The organism is Streptomyces sp. NPDC004721, assembly GCF_053601495.1.
The window spans coordinates 16,361-36,218 of record NZ_JBSGBZ010000060.1 but is presented as its reverse complement, the minus strand read 5'-3'; the positions used below and the strand labels follow the sequence as shown (position 1 = coordinate 36,218).

17 protein-coding genes and 2 pseudogenes are annotated in these 19,858 nt (G+C 70.1%); 8 read left to right on the top strand and 11 right to left on the bottom strand.

All coding sequences use genetic code 11. The features are described from left to right. Positions 1–149: 149 nt before the first annotated feature. The 6 genes from ACWEK3_RS35260 to ACWEK3_RS35235 form a co-directional block, all read right to left on the bottom strand. The gene (locus ACWEK3_RS35260) at positions 150–1,577 is read right to left on the bottom strand and encodes a sodium:solute symporter family protein (RefSeq protein WP_453251554.1); all 1,428 of its coding nucleotides are present in this window, start codon (positions 1,575–1,577) and stop codon (positions 150–152) included. Next, a complete protein-coding gene (locus ACWEK3_RS35255) occupies positions 1,574–1,819 on the bottom strand; it encodes a DUF3311 domain-containing protein (RefSeq protein ID WP_450547124.1) in 246 nt (81 codons plus the stop codon). The genes ACWEK3_RS35260 and ACWEK3_RS35255 overlap by 4 nt, the downstream gene beginning before the upstream one ends. Positions 1,820–1,834: 15 nt before the next feature. Then, positions 1,835–3,319 (bottom strand): amidase, encoded by a 1,485-nt coding sequence (locus tag ACWEK3_RS35250; protein WP_453251553.1) that lies wholly within the window; start codon positions 3,317–3,319, stop codon positions 1,835–1,837. Positions 3,320–3,496: 177 nt separating this feature from the next. Continuing rightward, the gene (locus ACWEK3_RS35245; protein ID WP_450547126.1) at positions 3,497–4,567 is read right to left on the bottom strand and encodes an Lrp/AsnC family transcriptional regulator; all 1,071 of its coding nucleotides are present in this window, start codon (positions 4,565–4,567) and stop codon (positions 3,497–3,499) included. Between the two features lie 216 nt (positions 4,568–4,783). Further along, positions 4,784–5,041, bottom strand: a complete 258-nt coding sequence (locus tag ACWEK3_RS35240) for a hypothetical protein (protein ID WP_453251552.1) — start codon at positions 5,039–5,041, stop codon at positions 4,784–4,786. A gap of 116 nt (positions 5,042–5,157) precedes the next feature. Continuing rightward, positions 5,158–5,736 carry a TetR/AcrR family transcriptional regulator gene (locus ACWEK3_RS35235; protein WP_453251551.1) on the bottom strand — a complete coding sequence of 193 codons (579 nt, stop codon included), beginning with the start codon at positions 5,734–5,736 and terminating at the stop codon, positions 5,158–5,160. A gap of 93 nt (positions 5,737–5,829) precedes the next feature. Here ACWEK3_RS35235 and ACWEK3_RS35230 point away from each other — a divergent pair, with 93 nt between their 5' ends. Further along, on the top strand, positions 5,830–6,276 hold the full coding sequence (locus ACWEK3_RS35230) for an anthrone oxygenase family protein (protein WP_450545760.1): 447 nt from the start codon (positions 5,830–5,832) through the stop codon (positions 6,274–6,276). 738 nt (positions 6,277–7,014) lie between these two features. Here the strand turns inward: ACWEK3_RS35230 and ACWEK3_RS35225 are convergent. Next, positions 7,015–7,303 (bottom strand): annotated as a pseudogene (locus ACWEK3_RS35225) (glutamyl-tRNA reductase); the annotation flags it as partial. A 470-nt stretch (positions 7,304–7,773) separates the two neighbouring features. Between ACWEK3_RS35225 and ACWEK3_RS35220 the strand changes: the two are divergent. The 6 genes from ACWEK3_RS35220 (at position 7,774) to ACWEK3_RS35195 (ending at position 12,515) form a co-directional block, all read left to right on the top strand. Beyond that, positions 7,774–7,941 (top strand): hypothetical protein, encoded by a 168-nt coding sequence (locus ACWEK3_RS35220; RefSeq protein ID WP_453251550.1) that lies wholly within the window; start codon positions 7,774–7,776, stop codon positions 7,939–7,941. Positions 7,942–8,514: 573 nt separating this feature from the next. Then, the gene (locus tag ACWEK3_RS35215; RefSeq protein WP_453251549.1) at positions 8,515–9,048 is read left to right on the top strand and encodes a hypothetical protein; all 534 of its coding nucleotides are present in this window, start codon (positions 8,515–8,517) and stop codon (positions 9,046–9,048) included. 16 nt (positions 9,049–9,064) lie between these two features. Next, positions 9,065–9,205, top strand: coding sequence for a hypothetical protein (locus ACWEK3_RS35210; RefSeq protein ID WP_450545765.1), 141 nt, complete (start codon positions 9,065–9,067; stop codon positions 9,203–9,205). Between the two features lie 491 nt (positions 9,206–9,696). Beyond that, positions 9,697–10,863, top strand: coding sequence for an alanine--tRNA ligase-related protein (locus ACWEK3_RS35205; RefSeq protein WP_453251548.1), 1,167 nt, complete (start codon positions 9,697–9,699; stop codon positions 10,861–10,863). Between the two features lie 148 nt (positions 10,864–11,011). Next, a complete protein-coding gene (locus ACWEK3_RS35200; protein WP_453251547.1) occupies positions 11,012–12,217 on the top strand; it encodes an RNA-guided endonuclease InsQ/TnpB family protein in 1,206 nt (401 codons plus the stop codon). A 172-nt stretch (positions 12,218–12,389) separates the two neighbouring features. Further along, a complete protein-coding gene (locus tag ACWEK3_RS35195) occupies positions 12,390–12,515 on the top strand; it encodes a hypothetical protein (RefSeq protein WP_450545771.1) in 126 nt (41 codons plus the stop codon). Here the strand turns inward: ACWEK3_RS35195 and ACWEK3_RS35190 are convergent. The 3 genes from ACWEK3_RS35190 to ACWEK3_RS35180 are packed head-to-tail and all read right to left on the bottom strand — an operon-like array spanning position 12,497 to position 15,953. Continuing rightward, entirely contained in the window at positions 12,497–12,739 is a 243-nt protein-coding gene (locus tag ACWEK3_RS35190) for a hypothetical protein (protein WP_453251546.1), read from the bottom strand. The two genes, ACWEK3_RS35195 and ACWEK3_RS35190, sit on opposite strands and share 19 nt — an antisense overlap. 13 nt (positions 12,740–12,752) lie before the next feature. Next, complete coding sequence (locus ACWEK3_RS35185) at positions 12,753–15,086, bottom strand: glycosyltransferase (protein WP_453251545.1); 2,334 nt, start codon at positions 15,084–15,086, stop codon at positions 12,753–12,755. A 15-nt stretch (positions 15,087–15,101) separates the two neighbouring features. Continuing rightward, complete coding sequence (locus tag ACWEK3_RS35180) at positions 15,102–15,953, bottom strand: hypothetical protein (RefSeq protein ID WP_453251544.1); 852 nt, start codon at positions 15,951–15,953, stop codon at positions 15,102–15,104. A gap of 355 nt (positions 15,954–16,308) precedes the next feature. Between ACWEK3_RS35180 and ACWEK3_RS35175 the strand changes: the two genes are divergently transcribed. Continuing rightward, positions 16,309–16,746, top strand: a complete 438-nt coding sequence (locus ACWEK3_RS35175; RefSeq protein ID WP_453251543.1) for a hypothetical protein — start codon at positions 16,309–16,311, stop codon at positions 16,744–16,746. A gap of 451 nt (positions 16,747–17,197) precedes the next feature. Here the strand turns inward: ACWEK3_RS35175 and pknB are convergent. Continuing rightward, positions 17,198–18,517 (bottom strand): annotated as a pseudogene (pknB, locus tag ACWEK3_RS35170) (Stk1 family PASTA domain-containing Ser/Thr kinase); the annotation flags it as partial. Between the last annotated feature and the right edge of the window lie 1,341 nt (positions 18,518–19,858).

Sequence of the window (19,858 nt, the reverse complement as noted above, 5' to 3'; positions counted from 1 at the left end):
AGCAACGTGTTCCATCAGGGAGGGGAGGATTCAATTCATGTCTGCGGCTCACCGAGAACGGTGGCAAGCCGTAACCCGTAAGGGAGTTGAGAGCGCGATGGACCGCCGGGCGGCGCGCGGCCCCATACCGCGCGCGGCCCGGCGGCCGGTCAGTTGGCCTCGGCCGGGACCGGGGCGAGGGAGCGGGACCGTACGATGAGCTGGGCGACGGCCGTGACCACCAGGTTCGGGATGAGGGCGATGAGTCCGGTGTCGACCGTCCCGACGTCCACGCCTCCGAAGGTGAGCCAGACCAGGACGCCGACGCCGGTCAGGATGCCGAGCATCGCGGGCACCGCGTCCAGACGGACCTTCTTCGCCAGGCCCATGACGATCGCCGGGGCGAGCTGGGTGAGGCCTCCGTAGGTGAGCAGCAGCAGGTCGGACAGGAGCCCGGGCCTGGTCAGGCCGAGTACGAGGGCGAGGCCGGCGGCCGCGACGACGCACAGGTGGTTGGTGCGCAGCTGCGCGCGTTCGTTGCGGACGCTGAGCAGGTTGCGGGACAGCAGGCTGGAGATGCCCACGACGATGGCCGCGGACGGCACCATCGCCGCCGAGGCCGCGGCGACCGCGACGATGCCGACGAGCCAGCCGGGCAGGGTCTGGCCCGCGAGGGTCAGGGCGACGGCGTTCGCGGGGGAGCCCGGCTTCACCAGCAGGATTCCGGCGAACCCGACGATCACGGGGATGCCGAGCGCGATCTGGTAGAGCGGCAGCCAGATCGCGTTCTTGCGCAGCGCGCGCCCGCTGCCGGCGGCGAGGACCGGCGGCCACAGGTGGGCCATGGTGCCGAGTCCGCCACCGATGCCGGAGATGATGACGGCGGTGGCGAAGAACGTGGCGTCGTAACCGTCCTGATGGAGCGTCAGGAGGTTCGGATGACTGTCTCGTACGGTCTCGAACAGGCCGCCGATGCCGCCGTTCACGGACAGTGCCACGCCGACGATCAGCACCACGAGCCCGACGATCATCAGGGCGTCCTTGAGGTAGGCGACGCGCGCGATGCCGCGGATGCCGGACCACAGGACGAAGGCGACGGTGAGGACGGTGGCGAGCACCATGCTCAGGTTGCCGCCCGTACGGCTGCCGGTGGCGAGCTGCACGATCAGCCCGAGCCCGGTGATCTGGAGCTGGAGGTACGGCAGCAGGAAGACGGCGCCGACGACGGCGACGACCTTGCCGAGCAGGGGACTGCGGAAGCGGTCGGCGAAGAAGTCGGCCTGTGTCAAGTAGCCGCCCCTGCGGCCCAGTTCACGCATGCGGGGCGCGGTGAAGTACTGCAGGATGAAGTTGATGGCGAGATAGCACAGGGCGAAGGCCGCGGCGACGCCGCCGCCGAAGGCGATGCCGGCGAGACCGAGGAAGCTGAAGGTCGTGAAGGACTCGCCCGCCTGCAGGAACCAGGTGGTGAAGGTGGAGAACTTGCGCTTCCCCACGGTCCATTCGCCGAATTCCCCGCGGCTCGGCCGGCGCCCGCTCATGCCGACGACGGCGATGGTCACGATGCCGATCAGGGTGATGGCCATGGTGGTGTTCACGCGGCGACCTCCTCGTACGCGTCGCGCGTCACGTGGTCGTCCTCGTCGTTCTCATCGGTGTGGTGAGCGAAGTGCTCGACGAGCGCGAGCGAAGCCGTCGTACCCGCTGTCCATAGCAGGCACCAGGCGAGGACGGAGGGGATGCCGAACCAGAGGTGCGGGCCGTTGACGAAGGGCAGGAACGGTGTACTGAGGAAAGCCACTACGGGCACGACGGCCCAGAGGACGTGCGGTTTTCTCATCGGGGCTCCATACGGCTACGGGAGGGAGGGGCGACGGCGTCCGTGCCCGGTGGCGGCCTCGTAGGCGGCACCGGTCTCGAGCACGGTCCTCTCGGCGCGGGGTGGGCCCACGATCTGGAGGCCGACGGGAAGCCCGGCTGGAGTGAAGCCGGCGGGGACGGAGAGGGCGGGTGAGCCCAGAACGGTGACGAAGTACGCGGAGCGCATCCAGTCGAGGTAGGTGCGCTGCGGCTCCCCGTCGATGTCGGTGGGGTACTCCGACTCGATGGCGAACGGGGTGACCTGGCTGACCGGGGCGATCAGCACGTCGTACCGTTCGAAGAAGGCGGTGGCGGCGAGGTGGATGCGGGCGTGCCCGGTGGTGGCACGGACGAGGTCGGCGCCGGTCAGGCGTCGCCCCTCCTCGATGTTCCAGACGAGGCTGGACTTCAGGGACGCGCGATCGCTGTCGAGCAGCGCGCCGAGACCGAGGTTGAACTCGTGGGCGCGCAGCGTGCGGAACACGTCCTCGGCGCCGTCCAGGTCGGGGCAGTCCTCGACGACGACGCAGCCGAGGTCCTCGAAGACCTTGGCCTGGCGTTCGAAGACGTCGCGCACGTCGCGGTCGACGGGGACCCGGCCGCCGAGGTCGGGGGCGAACGCGACGCGCAGCCCGGCGGTGTTCCGCCCGAGCGGCGCGCGGAAGCCGGCGCCCGGCTCGTCGAGGGAGATCGGGACGCGCGGGTCGGGCCCGGCCATGACGGACAGCAGCAGCGCGGTGTCGGCGACGGTGCGGCCCATGGGCCCGGCGACGCCGAGGGTGTCCCAGAGGTTGCCGGAGGGGTGCGAGGGGACGCGGCCGGGGGTGGGGCGCAGGCCGACGACGTTGCAGAAGGACGCCGGGTTGCGCAGCGAGCCGCCCATGTCGCTGCCGTCGGCGAGCGGCTGGAACCCGGCGGCGAGCGCGGCCGCGGCCCCGCCGCTGCTGCCGCCTGCGGACCGCGTCATGTCGTACGGGTTCCGGGTCGCGCCGAAGACGGGGTTGAAGGTGTGCGAGCCGGCCGCGAACTCGGGGACGTTGGTCTTGCCGATGCGGATGGCGCCCGCGCCCTGGATGCGCTGCACGAGGAGCTCGTCCTCGTGCGGGACGTGCTCGGCGAAGAGCGGCGAGCCGTGCGTGGTGCGCATGCCGCGGGTGAGGTGGGTGTCCTTGAAGGCGATGGGCAGGCCGTGCAGCGGGCCGAGTTCCTCGCCGCGCGCCTGCCGCTCGTCGGCGGCGGCGGCAGCGGCCAGCGCGCCCTCCGAGTCGAGGGTGACGATCGCGTTGACGGCGGGGTTGTGACGCTCGATGCGGTCGAGGTGGGCCTGGACGACCTCGTGGGCCGAGAGTTCCCCACGGCGGATGCGGGCCGCGAGGTCGACGGCGTCAAGCACGCAGATCTCGTCCCGGCCGGGGACGGCGGGGCCGGATGCGGCGGATTCGACGAAGCTGGGAGCGACGGGGCCGGGAGCAACGGGCATGGCAGTCCTAGGGCAGCGGGCACGGTGGACGTCGCCGCGGTGATGCTGATCCGGCCGGTGGCCGAGGCGCGACGCGTGTGGTGCACCACACTGAAGCTACTGACTCTTTCAGTCAATAGGTTGACTAGGATGAAGTTTTAAGACGCGAGATCGTCGTTGGTGAAGATTTCAGTCGTGTTACGAGGGGTTGCGGCCGGTGCCCGGGAACTCGACACCACTGCGCTTGAAGGACTCGACGACCAGATGGGACTGCACGGCCTCCACGTGCCGCACCCATGGCGAGGTCGTGAGGAACGCGTGCAGCGCGGCCTTCGACGGCTGCGTCACGTCGACCAGGAGCTGATGCTCACCCATCACGACGGCCGCGTACCGCACGAGCGGCGACTCGACGAGCAGCCGGCCCACCTTCTCGACCTCGTCGGGCCTGACCTTGATCCACAGCAGCGCCTCGACCGGCAGGCCGAGCAGCGCGGGCTCGACGGCGGCCCGGATGCTCACGAGGCCTTCCCGCGTCAGCGTCTCCACGCGGCGCCGCGCGGTCGCCACGGACACCCCGGCGACAGCCGCCAGGTCCTCGTGTGTGCGCCGCCCGTCCTCGGCGAGCGCCCCGAGGATCGCCAGTTCCTCCGGCCCGACCTCGATGTCCGGGAGAGCGAGCCCGTCGACGATCCCGGACGGCCCCCCGAGCGCCTCGACCTCCCCGGCGTCCAGGATCCCGGGCGACCACTCGTGCACCGTGCGGAAATACCGCAGAACCGGTGACACGCTCTGCGAGACGAGCCCCGGTAGCGCGGGCACCTCGTCGAGCATCAGCGGCGCCAACCGGCCCGGCGGACACTGTAGTTCGGCCACGCAGTCGACGGGCCCGGCGAGGGCGTACGAGAAGATGCAGTCCGCGCGCCGGGCCGCCGCCACGGCCGCGTCCCGCACGGCGCCCGGCCGGCATGTCATCCGCAGGATCACGGTCTCACCCCGCACGACAAGCCCGCGCACGGCGACGTCGCCGCTCTCCAGCAACCGCAACCCGCGCCGCGCCACCTTCCGCTCGGGCTCTCCGAGGGCCCCCGCGATCCGCCGCCACGAGGCCCGCCCATCGATCTGCAGAGCGGCGACGATCCGCCGGTCGAGCCCGTCGAGAGGGCCACTGGGCGCGCCACCGTGCGCGCCGGCGGGCACGCTCGGGTGCGTGGAGGGGCGCGCGGGCGGGGCGGTCGGGGTGGCCGGCGTGGCCGGTACTGGGTACGTCACGGGAACGACCCTAACGACCGGGGCAACCCCGTACCCAGGGGCGTCGGGCTCTGCGGCTCGGCTGCGCCTTGATCCACCGACGTGGTTTGAAGGTGATCTTCTGAGGGTGTTCGGCGTCGGTCCCGGGGCGGTGGCTGGGTGCGGGCAGAAGGTATCCGCTGGTCTGCCCAGCTTTCCACAGTTCCGGTCCGGTCGGGCTCTGGCGGGGCGGGGTGGTCAGGGGCGTCGGGCTGCTTCGGGTGGGCCGTGGGCGGTGATGAACAGTTGTGTCCAGGCATGCTGCCAGGGCCAGTTGAGCGGTAGGTGCAGGGTGATGCGGCGGCCGGTGAATGCGGTGCAGGCGGGGATCCCGACGGCTTCGGCATTGGAGATGAGCTCGCCCGTTTCGGGATCGGGTACGGCGGTGGGGTAGGTGATCTGCTGCCATGCCGCGTCCGGGACGGCCAGGACGGCGCGTTTGACGCAGGGATTCATGCCGCAGGGCCCGGCGGTCTGCGGCGGCGCCGTGTGGGCGCGAGTGGCCGGAAGCAATGCCGGAGGCAGGCCGCGGGGTCCGGGGGCCTCGGCTGCGTGCCCGCCGGGATGGCGTGTCAGGTCATGGCGAGCCGGTCTACCAGCAGCTTCACCCTCGGCTCGGTGTCCTTCGGCGGCAGCCGTCCCGCTCGGGTCAGGGTGGCCAGCCCGTGCAGGGCCGCCCAGAACACTTCGGTGATCAGCCCCGGGTGGACGCCGTCGCCGGCGACCTCGCTGAGGCTCTCCATCAGGGCGGCGAAGGCGTCCTTCAGAGGTTCTGGGGTGTCCTCGTTCGCGAACGCCAGGCCGCCGTCGAGCTGGAACAGGGCGTCGTAGACCGCAGGGTTGCGTTCGGCGAAGTCGAGGTAGGTGCGGGCGAGGGCGGTGACCCGAGTGCGGGGGCCGTTCGCGGCGGAGGTCGCGGCCCGCAGCGCCGCGGCCATCTCGGCGGCGCCCTCGAGGGCGACGGCGCCGATGATCTCGCGCTTGCCGCGGAAGTGGCTGTAGAGGACGGGCTGGCTGTATTCGATGCGCTCGGCGAGCCGGCGGGTGGTGACCGCGTCCCAGCCCCGCTCCTCGGCGAGTTCGCGGGCCGTCGCCACAATGAGGCGCTCGCGGCCCGCCCGTTCGCGCTCCTTGCGTTCCTGTACCGACATTTCGGCCCTAGCACCGCTAGACAATCGAGCAGCAGCAATACTAGCGTTGGTTGCCTCATCATCTAGCGGCGCTAGATCCCAGGAGGGGTCATCATGCTCAACGCACTCGAGGTGTTCACCACCGTGGTCGTCGGCGTGATGGTGGGGGTGGAGTTCTCCGTCGCCTTCGTCATCAACCCGATCCTCAACGCACTCCCCGAGGACAGTGGCCAACTCGGCCGCGCCCACGGGGGCCGGATGCTCGGCGCCGTGATGCCGGTCTGGTACATCACCTCGCTCGTCCTCGTCGCGGTCTGGGCCATCGCCGGATGGCACCACCACGGCACCGGCCTCGTCGTCACCGCCGGCGCGCTGCTGATCCTCAGCGTGATCATGTCGATCCTGCTGCTCGTCCCGATCAACAACCGGGGCAAGACGTGGACCCCCGAGAACCGGCCCGAGGACTGGAAGGAGCAGATGAACCGCTGGGACCGCTTCCACTACGTCCGCGTCGCCGCCATCATCGCGGCCTTCGCCCTGCTGGTCGCCGCCCTCGCCTGAGCCCGCGGGCCGACACCGCGCTGGTGGCGCACGATCCCCACTCCCCGGGCGGCAGCGGGCCACCGAAATCCCGACATCCGGGAATGCGACTGCCGCTGAGAGCACGCAACCGACGGGTGGCGCCGACGGGCCCGCCGGGAGGACGCTGAAGCCGAGATCAGGAGGTACGGGCGACTCCTCGCGGCCGCCCGTCTACCCTGGCGCGGCTGACCACCCGTACCGGCGGAGGTGGTGAGTGACGGTCGGCCGTGCTCCTCGCCGGGAGCATCCGGCTCCGCTGCCCGGCATCGCCAAATTCCGGATCGTCGGCGACGACCGCTCGCTGCCGGTAAATCCGACCGCGAATCCTCCGGGTCCGGACGCCCGGCCAGGGACAGAGCGGCCAGCCGCAGCCCAGCGGCCCATCCCTCGGTCCGCTCGTGCAACCGCGCGAGGGTGGCCCCGGACAGCGCCACCCCGGCGCCCTGGAACAGCGCTCTGGCCTCTTCCAGGCTGAACCGCAGACCGTCCGCGCGGATCTCGGTGAGTTGTGCCTCCAACCGCAGCCGGTGCAGGCCCAGACGCCGCGGACCCAGGAGCGCAGCAGGAATGTCTTCCCGCTGCCGGCCGACGCCGAGACCGTGGTGACGCGCGCCGCTCCGGCAATGCGTGCGTACAGCGCGGGGCGGGCGACGAATCCTCCCTGGACGGCGGGAACCGTCCGAGCGTCGGCGCTCTGGGACGGGCCTGCGCCGCGCGCACCACCGAATCCAGCCCACAGGCCACGGCCAGCAGGTGGCCGACAGCGCGGTCCTCGTAGTGCACATACAGGTGGGGGCAGGTCGTCGAGGGGCACCCTCGAGTGCCGCGCCGGCAACTCGCAGATCACCGTCACGCCGGCGTGGAATAGGTCGACGTCGGCATAGACCTCGATCCGGTTGCACGTCGACACCACGAACACCTCGGCCACGGGCCCGGCCCGCGCCACGTCATACAGCAGCTTCCCGAGGGAGTCCCCGCTGACCGAGGCCCGCTCCAGGGCAGCCATCGCTGCGCTCTTGTGGCTCACCCCCAACCACCAGTACCGTCACCGCTCCTCCTCGTGCTCGTCAGCCACACAGGCCTCTGGCCCGGCTTGGTGAACACGCATCGCCCGAACCTGGTGAAGTGTGGAGGCGAGCTATCGCGGCGAGTGCCAGGACTTCGCCGGTCGGCGGATGGACCACCCGCGGCGGGGACTCGGAGACGCCGAGGGGGGCGAAAACCAGGTCCAGCAGCGGCATGGGCCTCTCCTTTTGCCTGCTCACCGCGTCCCACCAAGGCGGACACGGGTGCCATCACCGGGCTCGCGGAAGTGTCCCGACGTCGCAGGCGCCAACTCGGCAGACGACACACCCGTCCTCCTGCTGACCAGTCCCTCCGCCGACAGCAACATCCGGAGCACCGAGCTGACCTTCACCGGCGGCAACGGCACCGCGACCGAGGTCGGCTCCCCGGCAGTGCCCACCTACCCAGGCTGTGGGCCTGGCCCGCGGACCTGCCGGCAACGTCGCCGCCCTGTACGCGGCACTCGCCGAGGACATGGCCAAGGACACCCACGAGGTTCCCGACTTCGCCCACGCCTCGCGCATCCACTGGCTCATCGCCTGGCTCATCGCCGGTATCGAGGCCGCCGCCTGCCCATGACTGCGCTCGGCTGTTGGCCCGTGCTGCTCATGGCGGGCGGGCCGCGTCCGCCACGGCCCATGAAGCGGCACCCAGTACGTCGCGGCCTGCTCGTCAGCCGGAAACTCCACCGGCAGACGGGCGAAGACAGCTTGCGCGTGCGCCGCCTGCGAGCGTGCACGTCAGCCAACACCCAGCCTCGGTGGCTTTCCGGGGGCCTGGACGGCGGGCCTGGGGCGTGACGGGTGAGGACGACGGATCGTTGTAGGGCTGAGTTGCCCCTCAGCGGTGGGTGCCCTGGCATTGGCGGTCATGGTTTCCGCGGCCTGCGCTTGGCTGGTTGCCCGGGCTGTTTTGCGCCTGGACCGGCTGGTGGCCCCGCCTCAGCCCCTCGTCTACGAAGTCGGCAGGCCGGACAGCCTGGGAAGACGCAGGGCGCGCGACGGTACGGGGACGCCGCCGGCAGCAGCCCATGTGAGGGACTATTGGAATGAAAGCGGCATTGCCGTAGTGCGTAACACAACGCCGACTTCGTCACGTGGTGGCCGGCATGACCACGCACCGGCTGTGTGCGCATGGAAAGGGACGATAACCATGGCAACCACGATCGATGCCCCCGACGGCATCCACTCCACCATCGAGCAGCTGCAAGGCGAGCTTCCCGGTCTGGAATCGCGCAAGCAGGAGTTGGAGCAGGAACTGGCAGCCGTGGCACAGCGTCTGGAAGCCGTCCGTACCGCGGTGGAGAGCCTCAAGACCCTGTCCACCACGACGGCGGCGGCCACGACCGCCGCACCCAAGACCGCAGGCCGTAAGAAGACCGGAACCACCGCCCAACGCCCGGCATCCCGCACGGCGAAGAAAGCCGCGCCCCGGGCGAAGGCTGCCGGCAAGGCCGGTAAGAAGAAGGCTGCCCCGGCGAAGCGGGCGAAAGGGCTGACAGACGGGATCGTGGAGATCCTGTCGAAGGCGAAGAGCGCGATGAAGGCCGGCGAGATCAACCAGGCGCTCGGACGCCCGGCGACTGCGGGACAGATCGAAGCAGTACGCGGCACCCTGGATCGCCTGGTGAAGGCGGCCCAGGCCCAGCGCGCAGGCCGCGGCCTGTACGAAGCAGCACGAGGCTGACCGCACCATGCCTGCCGTGTGCAGCTGGTGGATCGGCACTGGGGCCGCGGTCTCGGCAGGCAAGCGCGGCGCCGAACTGCTCCACCGCGTCGGGGACCCCGAGAGGTGGGAGCGCAACCAGTCCCGCGCCGCCGTCGGCACCACCGACCTGACCTGATCGGCCCCGTACCCACCGCCCTGCCCGAACCGCTCGACCGCCGAGTCCTCGGCCTTGCCGCCCGCCGGCACGGTCGCGGAGCCCTCAGCCACACCTCCGAGCACCCCTGGCTACCGCGCCGCAGGGCTCCAGCTCACAGGTCGTAAGGTTCCCTGGAAGCGTCTGGGCTGGAGTGAGATCAGGCGAGCCGCCTACCCCCGGGGTGTGACCGAGCGCGTCGGTTGGTTGGTGCCACCACCCTGGCGGTAAATCGTGTGCGCTGGGGACACTGGCCGCGTTACCCTCGGCGCCATGAACGTCACAGGCCCAAGCATCACCGCGACCGCGCGAGCGACCAGCTCGCCGGTTGCCGCCGCCTGACGTACTTCCTGCTTTCATCGGCGACCGGACACGGTCTGCCGATGGTTCCACGGCGTTCCCGCCCCCGGTGCTGATGATCTTGCGGACCGTTGTCCGGTGCCTCCCCGCTGCACACGCGAAGGAGCCACCCCATGAACACCGATCAGATCGTCCGCACGTTCGTCGAGTACTTCGAGGAACGCGGTCACCGACACATCACCGGCTCGAGCCTACTGCCGTCACCTGGTGACACGGTTCTCTTCACCACCTCCGGCATGCACCCGCTCACCCCGTATCTGGAGGGACGTCCGCACCCGCTGGGCAGGCGGCTGGTGAATGTACAGCGCTGTCTGCGCACGACGGACCTCGACGAGGTGGGCGATGACACTCATCTGACCGTGTTCGAGATGCTCGGCACCTGGTCGCTCGACGACTACGACGGCCCGCAGAGCCTGGACTGGGGATACGGACTGCTCACCGAGGGATTCGGCATCGATCCCGGACTGCTCCATGCCACGGTCTTCGGAGGCGACGACCGGTCCGGGCCGGACGCCACCTCCCTGGAGTTGTGGCAGGAGCACGGGGTGCCGGTGGAGCTCACCGTCGAGGACAACTGGTGGTCCAACGGGCCCACCGGTCCCTGCGGGCCCGATTCGGAGATCTTCCTGTGGACCGGGGACACCCCACCGCGGTCGACCCCAACCAACGACGACCGCTGGGTGGAGGTGTGGAACCACGTGATGATGCGCCACCGACGGCTCGACGACGGCTCACTCGTGCCGCTGGGCCGGCACAACGTCGACACCGGCCTCGGCCTGGAACGACTTGCCTCTCTGCTGCAAGGTCACAGCTCGGTGTTCGAATGCGATGTCTTCGAGCCCTGGCGGCGCATCGTGCCGGGGCTGTGGCTGCTGGACGAACGGTCGCTGCGGTTGGTCTGCGATCACCTGCGCTCGGCCGTCGTGGTGATCGGCGACGGCGTGCGCCCGTCCAACACCGGCCGCGGCTACGTGCTGCGCCGCCTGGTCCGACGCATGCTCACCGTGCTCCGGCGGGACGATCCGTCGCGCAGTCTCGGGGACCTGCCGGACGAGCTTGTCGAGCACACCCTGCACCACTTCCGCCAGAACATGGATTCGCACGCCGTGCGCGAGGTGCTGCTCGAAGAGGAACGCCGCTTTGGCCGACTCCTGGAGCGTGGCCGACAGGTACTGGCCCGACCCCGATTCCGAGGCCCGCTGCACGAGGAGGACTTCCACTACCTCCACGACACCCACGGTCTACCACGCGACATCGTCCTGAACCTGCGCTCGCAGTGACGGCCCAGGTTCACCAAAACCTCCGAAGGATGCCCCAGCCTTCAGGCCGGGGAGCAATTCGATCGCCCGCGGAGCGGGACAGGGAAAGCCGTTTCGCCGACAGGTGAACCGGCGTCGACTGCCGTACGACGCCGATAGGTTGGCGCGCGTGACGACGCAGCAGCAGGAGACGCAGGACGCCGGGTGTGCCCGGTACGTCTTCCGGCTGCGCGTGTCCGCCACCGCCGAGAAGTTGCTGACCGGCGAGTGGGGGCGCTGCCGCTGGATCTGGAACGAGTGCGTCGCCCGGTCCAAGAAGGCGTTCGCCGACGGCGAGACGTGCGGCCCGGCGCGGCTGGACAAGATGCTGACCGAGGCCCGCGCCGGCAACGCCTGGCTTGGCGAGGGCTCCTCGGTTCCGCAGCAGCAGATCATCCGGGACTTCGGCAGGTCCCGCGCGAAGGCGTTGAAGGACATCAAGGCGGGGCTGCCGATGCGCCAGCGCGCGGGGATGCCCGGCCACAAGAAGCTCAAGGACTCCCGGCCGAGCCTGAACTACACGCGGCGCGGCTTCCGGCTCAAGGACGGGCGGCTGCACCTGGCGGGCGGCGTCAGCCTGACGGTGGTGTGGTCGCGGCAGCTTCCGGCCGGCCCGTCGTCGGTGCGCGTGTACCGCGACAGCCTCGGCCACTGGTACGCGAGCTTTGTCCTTCCGGCCGAGGTGCAGCCGCTGCCGCGCACCGGCGCGGTGATCGGTATCGACTGGGGTGTGAAGGACCTCGCGACCACCACGTCCGATGCCCACGATCTTCCGCATCCGCAGCACGGGAGGAAGGCCGCGGGGAGGCTGGCCCGCTACCAGCGGATGATGTCCCGCCGGAAGCCGCACAGGGGCCAGGCCGCCTCGAAGGGCTACCGCAAGGCGCAGCGGCAGGCCGCGAAGCTGCACCGGAAGATCGCCCGGCAGCGGCAGGACACCGGCCGCAAGTGGGCCAAGGCACTGGTCCGCGACCACGATGCCATCGCGGTGGAGGACTTCCGTCCGAAGTTCCTCGCCAAGTCCTCGATGGCCCGCAAGGCGGCTGACGCGGCGATCGGCGCCACGAAGAAGGCCCTGGCCGAGATGGGCCGCAAGCACGGCCGGACCGTGTACCTGGTCAACCCCGCGCACACCACGATGGACTGCGCACGGTGCGGTGCGAGAGCCAAGCACGCACTCCTCCTTTCGGAACGTACCTACACGTGCACCGCATGCGGAGCCGTCTCGCCGAGAGACAAGAACTCCGCATCCGTGATGCTCGTCCGGGCTGGTCTGACCCCGGCTGGTGCTGAGGGCATAAGACCGTCCGGAGCGCTGCTCCAGGGGGCTGCCTGAGCCAGGAATCCCCCGCCTTCAGGCGAGGGAGCAGTCAAAGCGACGAGCCCAATCGGATCGCAGCCTGACTACCTGCGTGGTGGACCCCTGGCCGCAAAGAGCAGGGATCCATCACACTCTTGGCCAACTCAGGGCGCGGCGGCCCGCGCCCCGTCGTACTGCGTGCGTATTCGTGAACACCGCCTCGTTCGGCGCCTACGCCGAGATCGTGCAGCGGCCCGAGTACCGGGACGCCAAGGCCGCGACCGCGCTTGCCGAGCTCCCCGACCTGCTGACGGGCTACACCGGGGCCGCCTGATTGTGCAGGCCGAGGGCACCCGCCTGGACGACCCGCAAGCCCTGCTGGTGAGCAACAACCCGTACGCGACCGGGCAGGTCCTGGAGGCCGGCCGTAGGTCGCGGCTCGACGGCGGTGGCGGTGTCCTTGGCCTGCTGGCCGTGCATGTCGCCGGCGCGGCACAGGCCGCGGACTTCGCCCTGCGCGGCGAGCGGTCGGATGCCGTGACCGTGCTGACGCCCCATGAGGTGACGCAGTTCAGTACCGCTGCGGTGTCTCGTGCGGTGCGGGCTGCCGGAAGCCGTTGTGGGGTGGGGGTTGCGGAAGGCCGTTGAAGGGAGCCTGCTGGTGGAGGGCGTCGTACGGTGCCGGCTGTGGATGGCCCTCGTACGGTGTCGGCTGCGGAAGGCCGGGCTCCTGCGGGGTGAGGTCTTTGCGGGGTGCCTCAGTTTCCGCTGGGGCCTGCAGGCTGCCGTACCGCTCCATGCGCTGCCACCGCAGCCGTGAGCCCGACACGGCGGTGAAGACGGACTGGATCACCACCAGGTACATCAGTTGACGGTAGACGAACTGCTGCAGCGGCAGGCTCCACAGCGGGCCCGGGCGTTCTCCGTCCAGGCGGAACGCGTACAGGCCCATCATGAGTTGCAGCAGCAGGAAGGCGAGCCACAGCCCGATGATGCGCACCGGGTCGAGAAAGACCAGCCCGTACAGGGCGAAGATGTCCACGACGGGCGCGAGCAGGGGCAGCAGCACCTGGAAGAACAGCAGATAGAGCAGGCCTCGACGGCCCAGTTTTCCGCCCGGGCCGCGCTGCACGAGTGCGCCGCGGTGCTTCCACATGGCCTGCAGGGTGCCGTAGCACCAGCGGTACCGCTGGCGCCACAGGGCGTTGAGTGATGCGGGTGCCTCGGTCCAGGCCTTCGCGTCCTCCTCGTACACCACGCGCCAGCCGGCGCGGCACAGCGCCATGGTGAGGTCGGTGTCCTCGGCGAGGGTGACGTCGCTGACGCCACCGAGGTCCAGCAGCGCCCGGCGGCGGAACGCGCCGACCGCGCCGGGGACGGTCGGCATGCATTGGGCGAGGTCGAACAGGCGGCGGTCGAGGTTGAACCCGACCACGTACTCGATGTGCTGCCAGCGGCCCAGCAGACCACCGCGGTTGACAACCTTGGCGTTGCCCGAGACGGCACCCACGCGCGGGTCGGCGAAGGGCTGCACGATCGTGCGGATGGTGTCGGGTTCGAAGACCGTGTCACCGTCGACCATGACCACCAGGTCCCAGGTGGCGGCGGCGAGGCCGGTGTTGAGCGCGGCGGGCTTTCCCGCGTTCTGCTGCCGGATCACCCGCACCGGCAGGCGGAGCGATTCCACCAGGTCGGCAGTGCCGTCGGTCGAACCGTCGTCCACCACGATGATCTCGACCGGGTGGTCCGAGCCGAGCAGTGAAAGCACGGCTGCCTCGATCCCGGCGCTCTCGTTGTACGCGGGGACAATGACAGTGACCGGCTCGGTCACCGGCGGCCCCCAGGACCGGCCCTGTCCGGTCCGCAGGCGCCGGTGCCGCCGGGCGGCGATCAGCACGACCACCGCGCGCAGCACGCTGATCACTCCGGCCGCGTACATCACCAGGCCCAGCAGCCACACGACCCAGTCGCCGCCCTGCAGTACCTTGATGAGGGCCAGCCCTTGCAGATGGTCGCCGAGCCCGGCGGGCCGGACGGGTGCGGCCATGCCGACCGCATCGGAGACCGTCGCAAATTTGAAGCTCTGTGCCTTGAGCCGTGGTATTAGGGACCCGAGTGCGGCGACGGTCTGGGACCGGTCACCGCCGGCATCGTGCATCAGCACGATCTGCCCGGCGTGGCCCCGCGGTGTCGCACGGGCGATGATGCGCTCCACACCGGGACGCTGCCAGTCCTCGGCGTCTTGGGTGGTGAGCGCCGTGACATAGCCTGTCGCGTTGGCCTGCTTGAGGACGGACCAGTCCGCGTCGTCCAGCGCGTCGTTCTCCGAGGAGTACGGCGGCCTGAGCAGCGTGGTGGTGACCCCCGCGGCGCCGGCCACCGCCAACTGCGTCTCGCGCAGCTCCAGGGAACGTTGCCATGGAGCGAGGCGGGCCAGGTCGGGATGGGTGAAGGCGTGGATGCCGATCTGGTGGCCGTCAGCGACGATCCTGCGGACCAGTTCCGGGTGGGCGACGGCTTGGGTTCCAAGGATGAAGAAGGTCGCGTGCACGTGGTTGCGGCGCAACACCTCCAGGATCCGTGGTGTCCAGACGGGGTCCGGGCCGTCGTCGAAGGTCAACGCGATAGTGCGGGCCTTCACCTGGGCGGTGTGCGGAGAGGTGGCGGCCTTCGCGATCACGGGGCCACCGTGGATCACCTGGCGGGGCACCGTGGCATTCCGGCCCCGGACGTCGGTCACGTTGTCCGATGCGATACCGAACATGTGGTGGGTGTAGCCCTGGAGCAGAAGGGCCGTCGACAGAGTCACCACGAGCACGCTCAGCAGCAGCCAATGGGTGCGGGGTGTGACCTGGCGGGTACGGCTGCGGCGACGAGGAGCGTAGTGGCGTCTGCGGTTGGTCACGTCAGGGGCCCTGGATCACTTCACTGGGTTGTGGGACGAGCCGATCCCGCGGCCCTTGGAGGTGGTGGGCCTGGAGGCGTGCTTGGAGGTGGGAGCGGCGGTCGGGGTCGAGGTCGGAGACGCGATGGCGGTGGGCGCCGCGGTAGGCGCGGGTGTGGCGGCAAGAGTGGCGGAGGCTGTCGACCGGTCGGTGGAGCCGGAAGTCTTTTGCGCCCCCGTGGGGCGGGATTTCTTCTGCACCGCGGTAGGGCTCACACCCCCCGCGGAGTGGCCGGTCCCGGGGGAGGCGTCGGGCGCGGTCACCCGAGGCGCGGTCGGGTGCGCGGAGTTCGGCTGCGGGACGAACGGAGCGCTGAGGCTCGGGCCACCAACCACGGTGCTGATCAGCAGGGCGATGTAACCGCCGGCGGGGATCACCAACAGGCGGGCGGCGCGCAGCACGCGGCGCTGGCGTCGCCCCGAGGAATCGACGAAGACGGGCCGCACCGACTCGCACTTCGGCGTGCCCAGTCCTGGTACGGGAGGGCCTGGCGTGTCGAGTTCTGGAGGCGGCACGGTGAGGACGTCTCCATGGGGAGCGTCCCGCACCGTGGCGGGCCCCGGTCCGGTCGCGTAGAGATGCGTCCCGGTGGCGTAGGAGGCTGTCCCTCCCGCATAGGCGTTACCCGTCGGGTACGTCCATTGCGCGAGTCCCGGGTCACAGGACCTCGTGGCCGTGTCGGTGGTGGCGCTGTCGCAGTGCTCGTAGCTGCCGCTGTACTCGTAGCCGTAGCCGTAGCCGTAGCCGTAGCCGTAGTCGTACGCGTACCCGACGCCACCGTACGGATCCTCGCCGTATGCTCCGCCGCTCTCGTCCGTCCACTGCACGAGTCGTGTCTCCTGTCCTGGCCGACCGACGCAGTCGTCCACTTGGTAAGAGCAATTTCGGCCGGATGTGTTACACCTCGACCGACACAGCGAACCTCCCCCTTGATCGTGGACACCTGGAGACTGGGACGTGAGGTTCCAGAGAAAGTAGTGCCGGGTGGGAAGCAAGAGCAACCGCAGCAGCAGCGCCGAGGGGCTGCGGAACTGGGTCAAGCAGGACACGATCGACCGTGGGCAGGGGTGCCGGGAGAGCTGACGACGGTCGAGCACGAAGCTCCAGGGCATTACTCCCACCGCCGACGCGCATATCAACTGCGAGCCGCCGCGCGAGTACGACGATCCCGCCTTCGTGAGGATGACTGCGAAGGAGATCGGCGGCGTCACCCTGCTGACCCGGATAACAGATCACTCCCAGGGCCTGGTCACCCCCGCCCTGGACGGCGTTCAGGTCACCACGATCCTGGCAGGGGCCGTCGACGAACCGGACCGCTTCGCCCGCCGCATCACCCACCTGCGCTCCTACCTCGGCGCGTACACGGGGACGTTCCGCACCGGCGGCACTGTCCTCGTCGCCGGCGAGCTCGTCCACCTCCGCAACGGGGGCCATTCCGGCTTCGGGGTTGAACTCACTCCGTGGAACACCGGAACCCTTACCTGGCCAACCTCACTGGGTAGGTTCCGATGCGCTTCGGTTGTAGTCCGATTTTTGAGGCGCCTGCCGCCAACTCTGCTGTGCGGCGGTGGACTTTCCTCTTCCGGTTTCTGCACACCCTTGTTGGACGCGCATCCCTGAGGAGCTTCCGGCTCTGGGCCTTGCGTCCGGGAACCGATCGGTTGTTGAACAGGCGAGCCTTGGCGCCCCGGGCTGTCGTGTGGGGCGAGCCCTGCCCGACGACCTGCCGCCCTGACTCACTGCGGCGGCCGGCGGCTCAGAGCTCGGTGAACTGGCGCTCTGGGAGACCGTACTGCTGCGCTATGGGGTTCCACAGGGCGGCAGCCTTCTTCTTGGCGAGGGTTGCCTGCTCGCTGGCCGCGTTGCCCTGGTCGGGGGTGTTCGCCGCGTGGCCGTTATGGCAGCCGTTGGTGCCGGCCACCTGGTCGGCCCAGGCGGCGTAGTGGTTGTCGGCGGCGGCGGACGCCTTCCAGGCCGTGGTGAGCTGGGCCACCAGGTCGCCGTGGTTGGGTAGTTTGTCGAAGGTGAGCTGGGAGAGCTTGGTGACCAGGTCGTCGCGCTGGCTCGCGGCGGTGCGCAGGGCGGTCGCCGAACCAGCGAGGTTGCTGCACTGCTTGATGGAGGCGACCGCGTCGATCACCGCCGTGCGGCTGCTGTTGCTCGACTCCAGCAGCGCGTCGAGCGACTTCGCCTGGGCCTGCGCGGTGTCCGTCCTGGACTGGCCGCTGCCCGAGGCATCGGCGGCGGGTTGCTGGTCGTTGCCGTTGTCGCCGCCGACGCTGAGCGCGGTGGTCACGACAATGCCGATCAGAGCGAGGCAGGCCACGCCGATGCCGATGAGCGTGCCCAGCGACAGACGCCGGCCTCCGGCGGGGGCTGGATCGGCGTAGCCGGCGTCGAAGTCGGCGCTGCCCGGGCGGCCGCCGTCGTCGCTGTAGCCGGACTGTTGCGGGGGCTGCTGCAGCGTCGGCAGGGCGGTGGTCGGTGCGCTGTCCGTGTAGCCGCCGTACCCGTATCCGACGGCGCCGAGCGCGGCCGTTGCGGCAACCGGCCGGCCGTCGAGGTACGCCTCGATGTCCGCGCGCATTTCGTCGGCGGACTGGTAGCGGTAGGCAGGGTCCTTGGCCAGCGCCTTCAGGACGATCGCGTCCACCTCGAGGGGGATCTCAGGGCGGAAGACGCTCGGCGGTTGCGGAGCCTCGCGTACGTGCTGGTAGGCGACGGCAACCGGGGAGTCGCCGATGAAGGGAGGCCGAGCGGTGAACAGTTCGTAGAGCAGGCAGCCGGTGGAGTACAGGTCGGAGCGGGCGTCAACAGTCTCGCCCTTCGCCTGTTCCGGCGAGAGGTACTGCGCGGTGCCGATCACCGCGGCCGTCTGCGTCATCGTCATGCCGGAGCCCCCCATCGCGCGCGCGATGCCGAAGTCCATCACCTTCACCTGGCCGGTGCGGGTGAGCATCACGTTGGCGGGCTTGATGTCCCGGTGGACGATGCCGCTGCGGTGCGAGTACTCCAGAGCCTGGAGGATGCCGACGGTCATCTCCATGGCGCGCTCGGGCAGCAACTGGCGACCGCTGTGCAGCAGATCGCGCAGGGTTGAGCCGTCCACGTATTCCATGACGATGTACGGGATCACGACGCCGTCGACGAAGTCCTCGCCGGTGTCGTGGACCGCGCAGATCGCGGGATGATTGAGCGAGCCGGCTGACTGGGCCTCCCTGCGGAACCGGGCCTGGAACGACGGATCGCGGGCGAGGTCCGCCCGCAGCGTCTTCACGGCGACGGAGCGGCCCAGGCGGGTGTCATAGGCGAGATGGACCTCGGCCATGCCACCACGGCCGAGTATCGTGCCCGGCTCGTACCGGCCGCCTTGGCGACGCGTCTCTTCCATGGTGAGTCCCCCTGCCTCTTCCCTAATCGGAGCCTCCCGGAGGCCGAACCCTCGGTACGGGGTTCGGGGAGGCGATGAAGCCCTCGCCATGCGCTCGACGTGCGGTGACCGCAATGGTGATTGCGTGATCTTAGCCCCGGATCCACCGTTCGGCTCGCCCGATGATCAAGCTGAGTCTCCGGCGCAGCGCGTGGGCGAGGCGGGGCACCTCAGAAGCCGTTGTCTTTCCGGCCTGGCGCCGCACTGTGCTCTGGCGCAAGAGCACGGGGACGCGGCAGGGCGCGGCCTAGCGGAGGCCGCCGCATCTGGCGACAGGACGGGCCACCGGACGGCGCGCGGTCTTCGTCGTCTGGGCCTAGGAGCAGTGGGCCAGCCAGTTGCCGGGGCCGTCTGTTGTGCGTGTCACCGAGACGCGCGACACGTCCGCACGTCCGCGACGTACCGGGCGGGGTGACGCCGGCGGTGGCGGGGTCCGAGAGCCCTACACGCTGTGCCAGGGCTCCCTGAGGGAAGCCTTCCGGGCAGGCGACTTCTTCGCGGCCTTCCGGGCCGTGGTCTTCGTTGCGGCTGTCGACCGGTCGGGGGGTCTGCGCTGTCGTCGCCGCGCGCGGCGAGGGCCTTGGTCACGGACTGCTGCAGCTCGGCCATGAGGTTCACCAGTTGGCCCGGCCGGGCTGCCGGATGCGGAGCCTATGGCAGCGGGCGGTGTTCCTGCTTGGCTTCGACGACTTCGCGCAGGGCCTGGGGTCGGTGAACTCCGGGCTCAGACGGTGACGACGTGGCCGGACGAGGCCTGATTGTCGACGTACAGCACGGGTCGTCCTGCCCAGCCCCGGCGGTCGCCGCTCGGCGTCGGCGGCGCGCACCCAGTTGCGGCAGCTGGCCCGCACCTGGGGAGTCGTTCGGGCCGCATGACGAACCGCCGGGTGCCCTCGGGCGACCAGGAGCGCCACGTTGCGCGTGGGTTGCGCCTACGGTTGCGCTATCTGTTGCGTCTCCTGTCGCGCGGCCCGAAGAACCGGTTCCGCATCTATGCAGATCACCACGTGGTTTCGGCGTGGTCGGGCCTCTGACATCCGTGTTGGTGCCGCTTTCGCCCAGTGCCTGGCTGGAGTTGAGGGAGAAGGGATGGGCGGCGCGGACGCGGCCGGGGATCGAGGCGCGCTCACCTGTGCGGTGTCGTCCGCGTGGGGAAGCCGCGCGGTCGATGGGAAAGGCTCGGACTTGACGGTCCGGGCCGAAACTTTCTGCATCTCGCTGTGACCACCGTGCCAGGTCCCCGGGCACCGGCGGACGCCGACGACCAGCAGGCAGCCATGCGTGCATGAGCTCGCATACACG

What these genes read in the sequence shown, in the direction of transcription:
- ACWEK3_RS35255 (WP_450547124.1), bottom strand. Translation starts at nt 1,819, where the DNA reads ATGAGAAAACCGCACGTCCTCTGGGCCGTCGTGCCCGTAGTGGCTTTC.
- ACWEK3_RS35250 (WP_453251553.1), bottom strand. Translation starts at nt 3,319, where the DNA reads ATGCCCGTTGCTCCCGGCCCCGTCGCTCCCAGCTTCGTCGAATCCGCC.
- ACWEK3_RS35240 (WP_453251552.1), bottom strand. Translation starts at nt 5,041, where the DNA reads ATGAATCCCTGCGTCAAACGCGCCGTCCTGGCCGTCCCGGACGCGGCA.
- ACWEK3_RS35235 (WP_453251551.1), bottom strand. Translation starts at nt 5,736, where the DNA reads ATGTCGGTACAGGAACGCAAGGAGCGCGAACGGGCGGGCCGCGAGCGC.
- ACWEK3_RS35230 (WP_450545760.1), top strand. Translation starts at nt 5,830, where the DNA reads ATGCTCAACGCACTCGAGGTGTTCACCACCGTGGTCGTCGGCGTGATG.
- ACWEK3_RS35215 (WP_453251549.1), top strand. Translation starts at nt 8,515, where the DNA reads ATGGCAACCACGATCGATGCCCCCGACGGCATCCACTCCACCATCGAG.
- ACWEK3_RS35205 (WP_453251548.1), top strand. Translation starts at nt 9,697, where the DNA reads ATGAACACCGATCAGATCGTCCGCACGTTCGTCGAGTACTTCGAGGAA.
- ACWEK3_RS35190 (WP_453251546.1), bottom strand. Translation starts at nt 12,739, where the DNA reads ATGGGGCGTCAGCACGGTCACGGCATCCGACCGCTCGCCGCGCAGGGC.
- ACWEK3_RS35175 (WP_453251543.1), top strand. Translation starts at nt 16,309, where the DNA reads ATGACTGCGAAGGAGATCGGCGGCGTCACCCTGCTGACCCGGATAACA.